This window comes from Granulicella sp. S190 (assembly GCF_009766095.1).
Classification (GTDB): Bacteria; Acidobacteriota; Terriglobia; order Terriglobales; family Acidobacteriaceae; genus Edaphobacter.
On record NZ_LMUD01000047.1, the window covers coordinates 128956 to 145553 of the forward strand.

The 16598-nt window shown below is 58.5% G+C and carries 15 protein-coding genes; 13 read left to right on the forward strand and 2 right to left on the reverse strand.

Annotated features, from left to right (window positions below):
• Positions 1–66 precede the first annotated feature (66 nt).
• Complete coding sequence (gene trpS / locus GSQ94_RS20260; protein ID WP_158945794.1) at positions 67–1176, forward strand: tryptophan--tRNA ligase; 1110 nt, start codon at positions 67–69, stop codon at positions 1174–1176.
• Between the two features lie 5 nt (positions 1177–1181).
• On the forward strand, positions 1182–2219 hold the full coding sequence (locus GSQ94_RS20265; RefSeq protein ID WP_158945796.1) for a ScpA family protein: 1038 nt from the start codon (positions 1182–1184) through the stop codon (positions 2217–2219).
• On the opposite strand, the gene GSQ94_RS20270 is transcribed toward GSQ94_RS20265, so the two are convergent.
• Positions 2216–2845 (reverse strand): PEP-CTERM sorting domain-containing protein, encoded by a 630-nt coding sequence (locus tag GSQ94_RS20270; protein WP_158945798.1) that lies wholly within the window; start codon positions 2843–2845, stop codon positions 2216–2218. The two genes, GSQ94_RS20265 and GSQ94_RS20270, sit on opposite strands and share 4 nt — an antisense overlap.
• 374 nt (positions 2846–3219) lie before the next feature.
• Here GSQ94_RS20270 and GSQ94_RS20275 point away from each other — a divergent pair, with 374 nt between their 5' ends.
• From GSQ94_RS20275 to msrA, 7 genes are all read left to right on the forward strand, one after another.
• On the forward strand, positions 3220–4824 hold the full coding sequence (locus GSQ94_RS20275) for an inorganic phosphate transporter (RefSeq protein WP_158945800.1): 1605 nt from the start codon (positions 3220–3222) through the stop codon (positions 4822–4824).
• Between the two features lie 179 nt (positions 4825–5003).
• Positions 5004–6263 carry an SMC-Scp complex subunit ScpB gene (gene scpB, locus GSQ94_RS20280; protein ID WP_158945802.1) on the forward strand — a complete coding sequence of 420 codons (1260 nt, stop codon included), beginning with the start codon at positions 5004–5006 and terminating at the stop codon, positions 6261–6263.
• Positions 6263–6442 carry a hypothetical protein gene (locus GSQ94_RS20285; RefSeq protein WP_158945804.1) on the forward strand — a complete coding sequence of 60 codons (180 nt, stop codon included), beginning with the start codon at positions 6263–6265 and terminating at the stop codon, positions 6440–6442. Before scpB ends, GSQ94_RS20285 begins: the two co-directional genes overlap by 1 nt.
• 100 nt (positions 6443–6542) lie before the next feature.
• Positions 6543–6959 (forward strand): dimethylsulfonioproprionate lyase family protein, encoded by a 417-nt coding sequence (locus GSQ94_RS20290; protein WP_158945806.1) that lies wholly within the window; start codon positions 6543–6545, stop codon positions 6957–6959.
• A 29-nt stretch (positions 6960–6988) separates the two neighbouring features.
• Positions 6989–7594 carry a hypothetical protein gene (locus GSQ94_RS20295; protein ID WP_158945808.1) on the forward strand — a complete coding sequence of 202 codons (606 nt, stop codon included), beginning with the start codon at positions 6989–6991 and terminating at the stop codon, positions 7592–7594.
• 116 nt (positions 7595–7710) lie between these two features.
• A complete protein-coding gene (locus GSQ94_RS20300; RefSeq protein ID WP_158945810.1) occupies positions 7711–8664 on the forward strand; it encodes a pseudouridine synthase in 954 nt (317 codons plus the stop codon).
• 222 nt (positions 8665–8886) lie between these two features.
• Positions 8887–9363 carry a peptide-methionine (S)-S-oxide reductase MsrA gene (gene msrA / locus GSQ94_RS20305; RefSeq protein ID WP_158945812.1) on the forward strand — a complete coding sequence of 159 codons (477 nt, stop codon included), beginning with the start codon at positions 8887–8889 and terminating at the stop codon, positions 9361–9363.
• An 86-nt stretch (positions 9364–9449) separates the two neighbouring features.
• Here the strand turns inward: msrA and GSQ94_RS20310 are convergent, their stop codons facing one another.
• Positions 9450–11960 (reverse strand): ABC transporter permease, encoded by a 2511-nt coding sequence (locus GSQ94_RS20310; RefSeq protein ID WP_158945814.1) that lies wholly within the window; start codon positions 11958–11960, stop codon positions 9450–9452.
• Between the two features lie 294 nt (positions 11961–12254).
• Here GSQ94_RS20310 and GSQ94_RS20315 point away from each other — a divergent pair, with 294 nt between their 5' ends.
• From GSQ94_RS20315 to GSQ94_RS20330, 4 genes are all read left to right on the forward strand, one after another.
• On the forward strand, positions 12255–13034 hold the full coding sequence (locus tag GSQ94_RS20315; RefSeq protein ID WP_158945816.1) for a tetratricopeptide repeat protein: 780 nt from the start codon (positions 12255–12257) through the stop codon (positions 13032–13034).
• Between the two features lie 39 nt (positions 13035–13073).
• Positions 13074–13367 carry a hypothetical protein gene (locus tag GSQ94_RS20320; protein WP_158945818.1) on the forward strand — a complete coding sequence of 98 codons (294 nt, stop codon included), beginning with the start codon at positions 13074–13076 and terminating at the stop codon, positions 13365–13367.
• Between the two features lie 396 nt (positions 13368–13763).
• Positions 13764–15311, forward strand: coding sequence for a DEAD/DEAH box helicase (locus tag GSQ94_RS20325; RefSeq protein ID WP_158945820.1), 1548 nt, complete (start codon positions 13764–13766; stop codon positions 15309–15311).
• 203 nt (positions 15312–15514) lie between these two features.
• The gene (locus GSQ94_RS20330; RefSeq protein WP_158945822.1) at positions 15515–16579 is read left to right on the forward strand and encodes an acyltransferase; all 1065 of its coding nucleotides are present in this window, start codon (positions 15515–15517) and stop codon (positions 16577–16579) included.
• The last annotated feature ends 19 nt before the right edge of the window (positions 16580–16598 follow it).

Consider the following 16598-nt stretch of genomic DNA (forward strand, 5'->3'; position numbering starts at 1 on the left):
GGCCGTCCTGGCCGGGCGCGCTTCTCCACAGTCCGCCCTAATCATTTACCCTTGCAATTGATCGCAATGACTGAAAATACCAACGGCACTCTGACACCTTCACGTCCCCGCGTCCTCAGCGGCATGCGGCCCACCGGCCGTCTCCACCTCGGCAATTACATGGGCGCGCTCTACAACTGGGTCCGTCTCCAGCATGAGTACGACTGCTACTTTTTCATCGCGGACTACCACGCCTTGACGACGAACTATGCCAATACAGCGGGGTTAAAAGAGGACATTCGAGAGGTGGCTCTGGATTTTCTCTCCTCCGGCCTCGACCCCGAACAGTGCACCATCTTCATTCAATCGCATGTGCCCCAACACGCCGAGCTCTTCACCCTGTTCAGCATGTTCACGCCCCTTCCTTGGCTTGAGCGCGTCCCTACCTACAAGGACCAGCAGGAGCAGCTTCGCGAGAAAGACCTGAACACTTATGGTTTTCTCGGCTATCCGTTGCTTCAATCCGCTGACATTCTGCTGTACCAGCCTGACTTCGTTCCCGTCGGCCAGGATCAGGTGGCGCACGTAGAGCTGACCCGCGAGGTCGCTCGTCGGTTCAATGCGTTTTACTGCTCTCAGCCGACACCGGCGATTGAAAGAGCTCGCAAAGACCACTCTGATAAAGAGATTATTACTGCCGAGCTTTCCGCGAACACTGTCGCACTCGGCATTCTGCCGGAGCCGAAGGTGCTCCTTACGCCGTCTCCCAAGCTACCTGGTCTTGATGGCCGCAAGATGTCCAAGAGCTACGACAACACCATCATGCTCTCCGAGCCTGAGGCCGATCTTCGCGCGAAGCTCAAGACTATGGTGACGGACCCTGCACGCATCCGCCGTACCGACGTCGGTAATCCTGATATCTGCCCCGTCTTCGATCTGCACAAGGTCTTCTCGACTGAGGAGAAGCAGCTGGAGGTTCGCGAGGGCTGTACTACCGCAGGGATTGGCTGCATTCAATGCAAGGGCTGGCTAGCAGACGCCATCGTGAGTGAGATTGCTCCGATTCAGGAGCGCCGCCGTGCTCTCGAAGCGGACCCGGGCCAGGTTGACGCTATTCTGTGGGACGGTTCCGCCCGCGCCCGTCAACGCGCGATTCAAACGCTTCAGCACGTTCGCCAAGCTATCGGCCTCGAGTAATGACTATGCCCGACGAGACGCTACCTCCCGAATCATCCGCCGCCGAAGAGGCAAAGACTGACGAGCAGGCCGGCGCTGCGTCTGACGAGACGACTCCTGCAAACGATGCGGCTGTCGCTGCTGACGCCGATACGACAGAGACTACAACTCCCGAAGCCGCCGAGCCCTTCGCTCTGCAGCATCCGCCCGTCCCACCGCCTGCGCCCGAGGCCAAGCGTCCTGCGAAGGACAAAGAGGAGGCCTCGCAGTCTCCGTTCTCGGTCACCATCGGTCAGGTCTACGATGGGCCGCTCGACCTTCTGCTCGACCTGATACGCAAGCAGAATATCGACATCTATGACATTCCGATCGCCCGCGTCACCAGCCAGTTTCTGGAGTACACCCACCACCTGAAGCAGGTGGACGTGGACGCAGCAGGCGAGTTCATCTACATGGCGTCGCTGCTGATCCACATCAAGTCAAAGACGCTGCTGCCGCGCGATCCTTCGGATGTTCTCTCAGGCGATCCCGAAGACCCGCGCCGTGAGCTGGTGGAACGGCTGCTCGAACATGAGCGCTTCAAAGCCGCAGCGCAGATGCTGCTGCAGAAGCAGCAGATTGAAGAGGCCACCTGGACCAACTCCGGGCTGAAGAACTTTCGTCGCGATATCGGGGAGGTAGGCGCGCCAGTACTCGACGAAGATCGCGAGATCGATGCCGATACGGTAGATCTCGTGCGGGTCTTCCAGGATGTTCTGGCGCGTCTGCGCGAGCGTCCCATCCTCAACGTCGATGAAGAGTCCGTCACGGTGGCGCAGATGATCGACTACGTCAAACGCCGCCTATTGATGGAAGACAAACCCATCAGCCTGAAGCGGCTGCTTCACAACACCCACACCGAGCGTGCGCTGATCTGCATGTTTCTGGCGATGCTGGAGCTGGTGCGCCTGCAGGCGGTGCTGCTGCATCAGCCCATCCTGGAGGGCGACATTCTCATCAAGAAGACGGAGAACTTCGACCAGGTCTTTACCGACCAGGCACAGGCCCGCGACGACTGGCGTTAGTAGATCTTGTGCGTCTGCGTCTTGCGAAGCGCCCTGCGGCGAACCGCAGCCGTGAACAGAAGCAGACCGGTCCCGACCAGCATCAGATTGCCGGGCTCAGGCACCGTAGAGACGGTGGTATCGATGGCTTCGTAGATCTCTTCGCCGCTGCCATCGGTCCAGGTGAAGTCGCCGACCGAGTTCAGAAAGACCTGGTCCGCAGACCCGCTGTGCAGAAACTGGAAGTCGTCTCCCGAGCCAATGTATGCACCGTTGGGATTGCCGTTGGCGTTGAACAAGGTCCCTAGTCCGACGTAACCGCTGTTACAGACCTTCTTCGCAGCATTGAAACCTGCGGGAGTTGAAGTGCAGGGAGTTCCGTCGTCGTAGACCATATCCGGAGCGGACTCGCTATGACTGGAAGCCACGCCGTCGATGAAGGTCGTATAACAGGGGCCGAAGGTACCGCACCCATTCCCGTAGATGACCACGTCTCCCGCGGTATCCATACCGTAGATGCTGCGGGCGTTGGCATCGCCGAGATCGAGAATCGTATAGCTGTCGGCGAGTGCGGTCTTCGGACAGGTGAAGGCGGCAACTGCAAAGAGAGCGACCGAGGCGCTAAACCAGCGTGCAAGGAGTTTCATCACAAAGACCCTCGAAAACCTGAATTATAGTACTCATTTTGACAGAAGCGACGGACTTTAGTTGTAGCCCGCGGCAGACTCTAAGGCAAGGTCTGCCGTCGCTTCGAAGTCATAGTGCAACGGGAGGGGATGCCGTTACATCGCGCTCCAGGGCCCGGGGTTCCGTGAGAGAAGTCCGCTCTGCAGGCGGGTGCCGACGCAAACGATTGCAAACAATCGAGGATTGAAGGGAGCCGTGGGCGACTTCATGCGATGGTTGCAGGGTTTTGCGACGTCAAAAGATGCCCATGTTTCACCTTTCTGTAACACCCCATTCTTATTTCAGGCCTATCGTCAGCTCACGCAACCATCTTGAACTTTCAGGCAAACTTAATATGGCCACTCCTGTAATGCCCCCTACCGGCTCGATGCTGGACCAGAAGATGAAGAAGTCGTCGCCAGGCAAGATCGGCGCCGCAGTCTTTGGCGTGTTGGTCGTCGGCGGCCTCGGCTATATTGCCAGCCGGCTTTATACCGATCTTCTACCGGTCCACGAAGGCTCGGCCTTCCCCTTTATTCTGCTGGGCCTCGCGCTGTTCATCGCGCTTGGCTTTGAGTTCGTCAACGGCTTTCACGATACCGCCAACGCCGTTGCGACCGTCATCTACACCCATGCTCTGGAGCCGCATGTCGCCGTGGTCTGGTCCGGCCTGTGGAACTTCATCGGAGTTCTTACCAGCTCGGGTGCGGTCGCGTTCGCCATCATCTCGCTGCTGCCGGTGGAGCTGATTCTCAAGGTGAGTAAAGGCTCCGGCTTCGCCATGGTCTTCGCGCTGCTGATCGCGGCTATTATTTGGAACCTCGCCACCTGGTGGAGGGGACTGCCTGCGTCGAGCTCGCACACCATGATCGGCTCGATCATCGGTGTGGGCGTTGCCAATCAGCTGATGAACGGCAGCAGCGGCGTCAGCGGAGTGGACTGGGAGCAGGTCACCAAGGTCTTCAAGGCGCTGCTGATCTCGCCGCTGGTGGGCTTCGGCTGCGCGGCTCTGGTCTTCCTGCTGATGAAGGCGGTACTGCGCGATCCACGGCTCTACGAGGCGCCCAAGGGAGCTGAGCCGCCGCCGTTCTACATCCGCGCCCTGCTGGTGCTTACCTGCACGGGCGTCAGCTTCGCGCACGGCTCCAACGACGGACAGAAGGGCATGGGACTGATCATGCTGATCCTGGTCGGTACGGTGCCTACCGCGTACGCGCTCAACCATACCGTGGGCGTCAACCAGGTGCAGACGTTTGCCGCGGTCTCGCAGCAGGTGATCGGCGCGGTCGGCAACTACGTGGACCCAAGCACCACCGTGGCGGACAGCGGGCCGGAGCTCGAGGCCTTCGTCAGCACGCATAAGTTTCAGCCTGCGACCATGCTTGCGCTGCAGGAGATGGTCGGTGACATCCGCAACGAGGCGACGCAGTATAAGTCTCTCGGCGCGGTGCCGTCGAACATGCAGGCCAACGTTCGCAACCAGATGTACCTGACCAGTGAGACGCTGCGCCTGATGCCGAAGTATGGCCCCAAGGTTAGCGACGGAGACGAGAAGATCTTCAAGAACTACAAGGGCATGCTCGACAACTCGACGAAGTTCATTCCACCATGGGTGAAGGTCGCGGTGGCGCTGGCTCTCGGTCTCGGCACCATGATTGGCTGGAAGCGCATCGTGGTGACGGTCGGCGAGAAGATCGGCAAGACGCATCTCACCTATGCGCAGGGCCTTTCGGCCGAGCTGGTCGCGATGCTGACCATTCTTGCGGCAGACGGGTACGGGCTTCCGGTCAGCACGACGCATGTTCTCTCGTCGGGTGTTGCCGGTACGATGGCGGCGAACAAGAGCGGCCTGCAGATGTCCACGCTGCGCGATATCGCGCTGGCCTGGGTCTTCACTCTGCCGGTGGCGGCTCTGCTTTCGGGCTGTCTGTTCTGGCTCTTCAACATAATCGCGAAGTAACCGTTCTGGCGCTTTATCTCAAGGAGGGCCTGCCACATCGGCGGCCCTCTTTTTTGCGCCTTTACTGTTGACCCGATGTTGTCGCCCGGCCGATCCGGGTCTGCGCATGACGGGATTTCCGCTTGGTCCCGGGCAGGGGGGCGCGGCGTTGGTATGCTTAGAAGTACACCAACGACACCATGAGCCTTAAAGCCAAGATCGAAGCCGTCATCTACGCCTCAGAAGAACCAGTAACGCTGGCTCAGCTTGCCGGTCTCCTCGGGCATGAAGCCCAGGCCGAGCTGGACCACCTTGACTCCGCGCAGCACTCCTTGGCGCTCGACGCTGAACCGCTCACCACGGATCTCGCGATGGATATGGACGGCCTGAACGGCGAGGTGCTCTCGAACGAATCCGAGGCGCAGTCCGCCGAGGCTGCGGGAGACGACACAGCGCGTCACGAAGCTCTCGAGCATCATCTTCACGAGGCCGCCGCGCACGAGGCTGCCCACGCCCGCGCACTACGCGAGCACGCCGCTGCCGATGCCGCCGCCATGAGCACCTCGGACGATCTCGAACCCGATACGGAGACGCCCGCCGAGTCGGATCGTCCCGCAGAGATTGCAGGAGAAGCCTCAGAGACTTCAGCAACCCAGGAGCAGGGTAGCGAACCCTCTGCCGAGATCGCTCCCACCGAGAAGGACGAGAAGAAGCTCGCCCGCGAGGCCAGAGAGAAGGAGCGTCGCCTCCGCGAGTACTTCCGCACCATCCTCGACCAGCTCATCGCCGACTACGCCACCTCAGATCGCGGCCTCGAGATCCGTGAGGTTGCCGGCGGCTTTCGTCTCGCCACCAAGCCCGAGTATCACGATGCTGTCCGAGGCTTCGTCAAATCGCTCAAGCCCCCCTTGAAGCTCTCTCTCCAGGCGCTGGAGACGCTCGCCGTCGTCGCGTACAAGCAGCCTGTCACCGCTCCCGAGGTCTCGGAGATTCGCGGCGTCGACTCCGGTGGTGTCCTCGGCTCCCTGATGGCCCGCAAGCTGGTTGCGACCGCTGGCCGCAAACAGGTCATCGGCCGCCCGATACTTTATAAAACTACAAAAGATTTCCTTCTCCGCTTCGGCCTCAAAGACATCAACGAGCTTCCCAGCATCGAAGAGTTTGAGAAGATGGCCGGCGAGCTGGCCGAGCAGGAGGAGATTCCCATGGAACACCACGCCCCCGAGTCCTCGAATGAGGTCGAACAGGAGAAGTACCAGGTTGAGCCTCAAGCAGACGGCGACAGCAATGAAGAGAACGACAGCAACGAAACGGTAGCCGACGAGGCCATCGTCGATGGACGCCTCTCCGGTCTGCCGCCGAACTACGATACCGATCAGGTGGTCGAAGGGGAAGACTCCCCGGCCCTCGACGCTGAGATCCAGTCCGATGAGGAGCACGAGTCGGAGGAGGGAAGATAATGCCCTCCAACCTCGATCCGACGCCTGACCCGCTTGACTCTCCTGATACGCCTGAGGACAACGAGCCGGACACTGTCGCCACGCCTGAAGGTGACAACGAAGCTCCGCCCGATGCCCCACTCACGCCTGCTCCGAAGGGCATGCAGCGAACTCCTTCCATCGATACCAACAAGATCTAGCGCAGAGTTGCCGGCGTGCGCGTCCGCCGAACAGAGGTAAAGACCTCTGATACGCTGTTGCTGTTCTTGTCGGACCCGACTTTACGGAATCGGAGTTTTGATGAAACCTGTTACAACCTTCAAGGTCTTTGGCGAAGATGTCGACGTTCTGGTTGACGCTGCCATGAGCAGAGATAACGCGACTGTCCTGATACAAACTATGCACCCAGGGGGTGGCCCTCCACCTCACAAGCACACCAACGAAGATGAGACCTTCACGGTCTTAGAAGGCGACTTCGAATTTCTTCAGGAAGGCGAGTGGACGCCACTTCGCGTGAGTGAGGTGATCTTCGCCCCGCGCGGGCACATTCACTCCTTTCGCAACTCCGGCACCACCGTCGGAAGAGTTCTTATCTTCGTCTCGCCCGGCGGCTTCGAGAGGTATCTTCAGGAGATAGGCCCGCTCTCACCCGCGAATGACATGCCGAAGATCATAGAGATCTCCAACCGTTACGGCATCACCTTCCATCACTCCTAATCCCCACTGCAATCGCCGACAGGCATCTCATGATCGCTCCCACGACCTTAGCGCCTCAACCTCCGAATCCCGAACTCTACTCGCACGTCAAGGTTGTCATCTCGATCATCGTCGGACTCGGCATCACGACGCTGCTCAAGGGATTCGCGCAGTTCGTCCAGCATCCCAAACGTGCCAAGGTCTCCATTCTCCATCTTGGCTGGGCTGCATCGCTTTTGCTCTGGATCATTCACTTCTGGTGGTGGGAGTTTCGGCTTGTGATGGTGCAGCAGTGGAACTTCGCGATCTACTTCTTTGTCATCCTCTACGCAATCCTCTTCTACTTCCTCAGCACCCTGCTCTTTCCTTCGGACCTGAAGGACTACGCCGGCTACGAAGACTACTTCTTGTCGCGCCGTAGATGGTTCTTCGGTTTCCTCGCCGCCACCTTCCTTGCAGACGTCGTCGACACCAGCCTGAAGGGCGCCGCCTATCTTCACTCCTTCGGCTTCGAGTACCCCATTCGCATAGCGGTGTATCTGGCCGTCTGCGTCGTCGCGATGATTACAAAGAATCGGCGCACGCAGCTCATCCTTCTTACTCTGTCGGTCCTCTACCAGATCTCGTTCATCGTGCGGCTCTACGCTACGGAGTAACCTTCCACCCGCTGCCCTCTGTTTCAGTTAGAACAGTCTCGCGTCCCGGCACGATACAATCGATACAGCAGTATCGACCGCGATGAGCCGCCCCGCAGTCAGAAAGCCGGAAACACATGACCAAGTCCCCCTCCGCTGCAAAGCCCAACACCAACGAAGAACCCAAAGGCGACCGCCTTCAGAAGATCCTCGCGCAGGCGGGTATTGCCAGCCGCCGCAAGGCCGAGGAGATCATCCTCGAAGGCCGCGTGCAGGTAAACGGCGTCATCGTCAAGACACTGGGCACTCGCCACGATGCACTGAAAGATCACATCCGCGTCGACGGTAAACTTCTCCACGGCCCCGAGCAGCAGCGCTACTACATGCTCAACAAGCCGCGCGGCTATGTCACCACGCTCGAAGATCCGGAGAAGCGCCCCACGGTCATGCAGTTGATGGCGAAGCAGAAGTCCGGCCCGCATGGCGACAATGTTCGCCTCTACCCGGTAGGCCGCCTCGACTATCTCAGCGAAGGCCTCATCCTGATGACCAACGACGGCAACCTCGCCAACGCGCTCTCAAAGGCTGCAGCCGGCGTGGAGAAGACCTATCTCGTCAAGATCAGCGGCACACCGCCGGCTTCGGGCCTGCAGCAGATCCGCAGCGGCATCATGATCGACCGCGGCCGTCTCGACGAGGTCCGCAGCGGCCGTCGCGACCGCATCATCACCTCACCCGCCAAGGTCGAGCTGGTACGCGGTGGCGACAACCCCTGGTACGAGCTCACCCTCATCGAGGGACGCAATCGCCAGATCAGAAAGATGTTTGAAGAGATCGGCCATCATGTCGAAAAGATTCGACGCATCGGCTACGGAGCTTTGCGCCTCGATGTTCCTCCGGGCGAGTTTCGCGAGCTGACACTCGGCGAAGTGATGGCGCTCGACCGCGCAGCGAAGGGTAAGAAGGTTGTGCCGAAGAAGAAGACGCCGGAGTTCGCGCAACTCAAATCTCCTGCGAAGAAGAAGTCTTCGAAGCCGCGTCGTCAGCCCACAGGAACTAAGTCTGCAAGCCGCCCGCGCAGGCCGAATTAGTCCGTCGTCTATCCGACGTTCACCCCTTCGTAACCATAATCAGAGAACGTTTGTCTAACGGAGTACACACAAGGTACCCGTGTTTTTATACGACCTTTGATCGCTTGACACGGCTCTGTCGGCGCGCTCAAAATACTCGCGCTATTAACCTCTTGGGTGATGACTATCTCAACCCGGGAGCATCCAATAAGTGCATCAAGGATGTAGTCAAGGAGCAGCAGAGTGGCAACGGAAAAAGCAATATTTGGAGCAGGATGTTTTTGGGGAGTTGAGACCCGATTTGGCGAGATCACCGGTGTTATCGATACGGTCGTAGGATACGAAGGCGGCGACCTCGAACACCCAACCTATAAGGAAGTCTGTACGGACCGCACCGGCCATGCGGAAGTTGTCGAAGTCACCTTCGATCCATCCCGTGTCTCTTATGAGACTTTATTAGACGCCTTCTTCGCGCTGCATGATCCTACCCAGGTCAATCGCCAGGGTCCGGACTGGGGCACCCAGTATCGCAGCGTTATCTTCACACGCAACGACGAGCAGTTTATGCAGGCCCGCGCAAAGATCGCAGAGTTGAACGCCGCAGGCTCTTATCGCAAACCTATTGCAACCAAGGTCACTCCTTCGACTACCTTCTGGAAGGCAGAGGAGTACCACCAGCGATATCTCGAAAAGCGTGGCATGGTGAGCTGCCACATCTAACCTCATTCCAACTCAATCAAAAACGGCGGCAACGATTCCATGTATTCGTTGCCGCCGTTTTCTCTTTCTGGCGATCAGCCAGAAACTTATTCCGCACGGAGCGCGGTCGTGGGATCAACCGAAGACGCTCTACGTGCAGGGATGACAGCAGCCAGTAACGCCACCACCGCAATCAGCAACACCACGGCGAAGAGCGTGATCGGGTCCGCCGTCGAAACCCCGAAGAGCTGGCTCTGTAGAAGTCTGCCGAGCAGGATCGAGCAGGGAATCGCCACTGCGACGCCGACTGCTGCCAACCGAAACACATCCAGCAACACCATCCGCGACACGCCCATCCGTGAAGACCCCAGCGCGATGCGAATGCCGATCTCGCGTGTTCGCTGTGCGGTCGAATAAGCCAGCACGCCGTAGAGACCGATCCCCGCCAGCGCCGTCGCGAGTAGGCCAAATGAGATCGCCAGCAGCTCAATCAGGCGTTCGTTCTTCAGGGTGGTGTCGATCTGCTCGTCCATCGTCCGCAGCGAGTCGACTGCAAGCCCGGCGTCGATCTGCTTCATGGCCTGTCTCACCATGCCAAAGCTCTGCTCCGGCGGCGTCGTGGTGCGAAGGTAGAGATAAAGTTCGTCGACCGACTTTGCCTGCTTCAGCGCTCGGAACATCGTAGGCGGAGCCGCATCACGCACGTTGGCGTGCTTGGCATCTCGCGAGACGCCCACGATCACGTAGTCCAGCTTGTTGCCGCCGCCGAAAGCTACGCGCCGTCCAAGTGCCGCTGCCGCGTTCGTAAAGTAGTGTTTGGCAAAGCTCTCGTTGACCACCACAACTATCGGATGCGACGCATCGTCGTCCTCGCTGAAGCTGCGCCCCGCCAGCATCGGCTCCTGCATCCCGTGAAAGAACCCCGCATTGACAGTCGGAACTTCCACGTCGAAGTCGTCCTCTGCAGGCGCGGTGTAGCCCTCCACGGTGACGTTGCCGCTATGCCCATTGTCGGCCAACTCCGCATCGTTGGTAGCGGCAACTGATTGCACTCCCGGCAGCGCCGCCATCGCGTCGAGCACCTGCTGCTGCAACGCCGGAATCTTCTCCTTTGCGTACCCGGAGAGCAGGGGGTCAATGTGAAAGGTGATCAGGTGCGAGGTGTTGATGCCCGTATCGACTCGTCTCAGGTTCTGCATCGTTCGAACAAACAAGCTCGAACCTACCAACAGGAGAACGCTAAGGCCTACCTGCAACGAGACGATCACATGCCGGAAGCTTAGCGTGCCGCCCGCAGCAGTCGTCGTCTGCTGCTTCAGCGAGTTCACGATATTAGGTCTCAGCAGCTGCACCGCGGGAGCAAAGCTGAAGAGGAGGCTCACCGCGAGGGCGACCACGAAGTTGAAGAGCAGCAGGCGCGTATCGAGAGTCGTCGAGAAAGCCGATGCTCCATCCGTGCTTAGCCGCTGCACCAGAACGCGAAGACACAGGGGAGCGATCAACAATCCAGCGACTCCGCCCGCGATGCCGATCAGAACTCCCTCTATCAGGAGCTGCTGCACGACGCGGCGCGCATTGGCTCCCAGCGCATAGCGTAGCGAAAACTCGCGCACCCGCGCCGCCGATCGCACCAGCAGCAGGCTCGCCACATTCACCGCCGCGATCAGCAGCACCAGAAACGCCATCCCCATCACCGCCAGCAGAGGCTTCTGCAGAGACTCCCGCGCATACGAGACACCTCGCGCTCCGGGCGTCATCTCCAGCCTGCTGCGAGTTAGATACTCATCGACGAAGCGCTGCGGCTGTGTTCCCAGCGCCTTCAACTCCTCCGCCCGCAGCGCATGCCACAAGGGAGCCATCGCTACCTCCGCACGCTCCGGAGTCTCACCTGGCTTGAGCCGCCCGAGGATATCCATCCATCGGTCCTTGTGATCCTGCAGTCTAGTGCCCTTACCCGGCATCACCTGATCCAGCATCGACATCGGCACGAAGACGTCGGGAATCTGTCCCCAGATCGCGCTCTGAAACGCCGGCGCGGAGACGCCAATCACCTGGTAGGGAGAGCCGTTGATGGAGATCGTCTGGCCGACAACTCCCGCATCCGAACCCATATGCGTCTGCCAATAGTGATAGCTGACGACCACTACAGGATTTCCCCCGGGCGTTGTATCGTCGCTAGCCGTCAGAAGCCGGCCCTCAGCTGCCGAAACCCCAAGCACGCTGAAGTAGTTGCCGCTCACGATCTCCGCATCCACTAGCTCGGAGACGCCGTGGCGAGTAACCCCGACTCCGGCGGGCGAGGTAGCGATCAGGCCGTCGAACACCGCCGTACCTTTATCCTGCAGGTCGCGGTACATGGGGTAGGAGAAGGACTGCTCCGACCCGCCGCCATGATCGCTGCTATGTCCCTCCCATGCCTTGCCTGTGCCGCTCAAAACCACAAGCTGCTCCGGCGCGCGCACCGGCAGCGACCGCAACAACGCCTGGTCCAGCAGCGAAAAGATCGCCGTATTCGCACCCACTCCCAGCGCGAGGGTCAGCACAGCGGCCACCATGAACCCCGGCGACCGGCGAATCTGGCGAAGCGAGAAGCGAAGATCTTGCGTCAGTGAGTTCATCTCTACCTTGTACCCCGCGAACGATGGCATCCTTTGTGCAGTTGCAGCGCCAACCTGCAGCGCAGCTAACTCTATGGAAACAAATCAAACCTAACCGGTAGTTTTCAATAGTTATGTCCATCCTCGAACCGTTGTGTCCATTTTCGGGCGTTTGAACAGGGAGACTAGTCTTCGCGTAGATCGCTGATTTTTCGCCCAAGACGTACGGGAAAAGAGATTGTCATTTCCCCGTCGTTGCCGCTATTGTTGGGCTAACTGTTCGGTAAACCGAACAACGAGATTCGAGGAAAGTCTATGAATCGGGTGGCTGTACTCGTACTGACAATGGCTTTCTCTACAGCCATTGCCCAAAACCAAAACCTATCTGTACCTGAATTGAGAGAAAAGGCTGAAAAGGGGAACGCTCAAGCTCAATTCTCGATGGGAGAAGCTTTTTACTACGGGAAAGGTATTCCTCAGGATTACGCTCAAGCAATCGTTTGGTATGAGAAGGCGGCTCTCCAAGACGATATTGAAGCAGAATATTCTGTCGGCTATATGCATCGATTTGGACAAGGAGCACCTGTGAGCTATCCCTTAGCCGCCTTCTGGCTCGCTGGAGCTGCGGCTGGAGGATATGCTCCAGCCCAAAGTGAACTTGCTTCGCTTTTTGAATTTGGACTCGGGGTCGAACAGGATTCCACAAAGGCTTTCAATTGGTATATGAAGGCGGCACAACAAAGAAATGTCAGAGGAGAGTTTAATGTTGGCCTAATGTACGAGCAAGGAGATGGAATACCACAAAGCCATACCCGTGCAGTTTATTGGTATCGCAAGGCGGGAGAACAGGGTTATGCGGCAGCTATGTGGAATCTTGGGGAAATGTATCACACGGGTAAAGGAGTTCCGCGAAACTTTGCCGAAGCGTATTTTTGGTTTGATCTGGCACTCTCACAGCGCTGGGACAATATGGACCCTCAGTACCGCACGACCCTTACCACGGAACGAGATGAGGTCGCTTCTCATTTGGCAAACACCGCTTTGCTCCAGACTCAGGAAAGAGCGCGGGTATGGGCTGACGTTCACAAACCGTAGGAAACTTATGTTCTAAATCCCATGGATGGGAAAGTTCACATGACAGATCAGGAACAGAGGTGGTTGACTCTCTATCTTGCAAAGAAGGCTAAATCTCTATATCGGGAGAATCTGGCTCTACGGATGTTAGTCGAGAAACTGAAAGAGATAGGCTATCGGGATGTAGACGAAATCTTAGATAGCGCAAAGGGTTCTCCTGAGGCGGAATCGGCGGCGAATGCTTTTGATCAAGCGATTGACTCTAGGATGCCACCATTTCTCGAAGCTGATGAGGATCAGGCTTTTGGAAAATGGCTTCAAGATTACGGATTTGGTCAAGGAACGCCGAACTAGGTTTTACCAATTTTTCACCCCCTAAAGCCGCCAACGCACATTTCAGACACCACCGAAAATTACTGATCATCGCCAGCTGCATCGTTACTGTGCTACTATTATCTTGTACTCCGGTTAAAAGGAGTGCGGGCATCGCAGGCAAAGACTCTTCATGGACTTCGGAGTTTGGCCAGAGACTGCGATTCGCCTCTTCCCACCGCATACCTTCCCGCACCTTGGAAGCCGCGCTGGTTGCTCTGGCTGGACGACTCGTCAACGGACGAGTCTCGCCGTGCAGCAGCAGCGCTTCGATTCCCGACAGCAATGCTGACTAATTGAAATCCATGATGCCACGCTGGCATCCCTGCATCCTTATGCCGCTTTATAACGCCCACTCCGGGCCAGACAGGAAAAACCTTGACCTCCGCAACTCTAGACGCAACCACAGAACAGAACGAACAGATTATCCCAGCCCAGCACCACTCCACCCCCGAAGGCAACGCTCCTGTAGCGAATGCAGTCGCGAATCCCGCTGGCCTTCCGCTCGTTGACGACGTTCGCTTCACCGACTTCAACATCTCCGACTCCCTCAAGACCCGCCTCACCAACGCCGGCTTCCTTACGCCGACCCCGGTCCAGGCCAAGGCCATCCCGCCCGCCCTTGAAGGCGCCGACATCCTCGCCACCGCCTCCACCGGCACCGGCAAGACCCTCAGCTTTCTCATCCCTATGATCCAGCGCATGGATGCGAACTCCGTCCCCAGCACCAAGGGCAAGCGCGGTCCTATCCGCGCCCTTATCCTGCTGCCGACGCGCGAACTCGCCATGCAGGTGCTCGAGGCCTACTGGAAGCTCGTTCCCGGCTCCAAGAGCGATGCTGTGCTCGTCTGCGGCGGCCTCTCCGAGAACAACCAACTTGATCAGCTCGACCGCGGTCCCCGTCTCGTCGTCGCCACCCCTGGCCGCCTCGAAGACTTCCTCCGCCGTCGCGAGATCAACATCAACTCCGTCGAGATGCTCGTTCTTGACGAAGTGGATCGCATGCTCGACATGGGCTTCCTCCCCGCAATTCGCCGCATCGTAGGCGCGCTGCCGAAGACCCGCCAGACCATGTGCTATTCCGCGACCCTCGACGCGAACATCCGCGAGATCGTACGCGACTACGTCAACAAGCCCGTCCGCATCGAGATCGGCACCACCTCCAAGCCCAGCGACCGCGTGGAACTTCGCGTCTACACCGTCATGCAGGACCAGAAGCTTGGCCTGCTCGACCAGATGCTGCGCCAGGAAGAGGGAACCTTCCTCGTCTTCTCGCGCACCAAGCACGGCGCCGACCGCATCTCGAAGAAGCTCGAGAAGCTGGGCCACGATGCTGACGTGATCCACGGCGACCGCAGCCAGTCGCAGCGCACCGCCGCTCTCAAGGGCTTTGCCACCGGCCGTCATCGCGTTCTCGTCGCCACCGACGTTGCCGCCCGCGGCATCGACGTCAATGACATCGCACACGTGGTTAACTACGATCTGCCCAACGCTTCGGACGACTTCGTTCATCGCATCGGCCGCACCGGCCGCGCCGGCAAGAAGGGTGTTGCCACAACGTTCGTCATGCCGCAGGAGCGTCACGACGCCCGCAAGCTCGAGCGCGAACTGAAGATAAAGTTTGAGTGGCGCGAGGCCGATAAGAACCTTGAGAAGGAGGTCCGCAATGCACCCCTCGACACAACCGCCAAGGGACAGGACCTCATGCAGCTTGAAACCCGCTCCTGGAAGGGCAACGAGCCCGTCACACCGATGACGACGCCCAACGCCAACTACGGCGGCAACAAGAGCGGCTTCCGCAGCCGCAGCGGTGGCGGCGGCTTCTCCGGCGGACGCAACTCCGGCGGCCGTGGCCCCGGTGGCCGCCCCAGCAGCAACAGCCGCCCCGGCAGCAGCCGCTCCGGCCCAGCTCGCCGCGGTCAGTAACGCCGCCGCTCAGACACTAAGACGCTCCGCCCTGCCAGCCAACCAGCCGCAGCGCGGAGCGTCTCTGCTTTACATCGTCGGTGTAACTTGTCGTCAAAGTCACCTCAGTAATACCTATTAGTTATTCTCCGGAAAGTAGTAATCCGCAGCGCGTTGAGTCTGACAGGCGTTACCCGCTGCACATCTCCCGATACAATCTGGCTATGTCCAAGTCGAATAGGCTGCAACTTGACTTCATCGATGGACTTCGTGCTGTCGCGGCCCTCTATATCGTTGTGCATCACTCCCTGCAGGCAGCAGACTACTTTCCTACAAGCCTCTATTTCATGGCGCGTGGTCACGACGTCGTCACGATCTTCATCGCAATCTCCGGCTTTTGCCTGACACTTCCTTTGGCTCAACGGGGCAACTGGAGCATTCAGGCGAGTCAGTTCTATCGGCGGAGGGCAGTGCGCATTCTGCCCCCCTACTATGCCGCTATCGCAGTAGGATTACTTTTCGCTGCAGTCTACAGTTACAAAAGCTACCTCCAGGATTATGGTGGTGCTCCCATAACACTGACGCTGTTGATGAGCCATCTCTTCCTCGTGCAAAACTGGATCCCGGATCAGAGATTTACTCTTGATGGCCCTTTATGGTCGATCGCGGTAGAGTGCCAGATCTACCTTCTCTTTCCTCTGCTCCTATGGCTGTGGCGCCGCGGTGGGAAGCGGCTTCTTCTTGCAGTGAGCTTCGTCGTGGCACATGCTGTCTTCTACGCGGCCCATCATGTCGGAAGCGCCAACTACCTGTTTATCTTTACGCTCGGAATGTTAGGCGCCGAACTGGCTTTCTCCGAAAGCTCAGGGAAATGGCTGGGAATCACATTTCTATCGAGTGCTATGGCCTATGTGATATCGATTCGGATTGCTCGAACTCCAGTTCAGATTAGTGACATACTGGTCGGCTTAAGTACTGTGTTGCTGATGGCATATCTCACACGAAACCGCGAACATTGGGGCAATAAAGTTCTCGGATGGAAGCCTTTCGCCTGGGTGGGAACGTTTTCTTACAGCTTGTACCTCGTACATAGTTTTGTGCTGTCAGTCGTACGGCGATGGTTTCTAGGTTCAGACGGCGGCCATCTGAGAAGTGGAAAGATGGCTGTCCTCATGGTCTTTGTGGCCGGTCCCCTTGCGGTGGCCTCCAGTTATGGTTTTCATATGCTCTTCGAGCGCCCATTCATTAGTCGGAATCGCCAGCGGGTTGAACACAGACTTGCGTCGTGAGGCAGGGCGCTCATGGTTC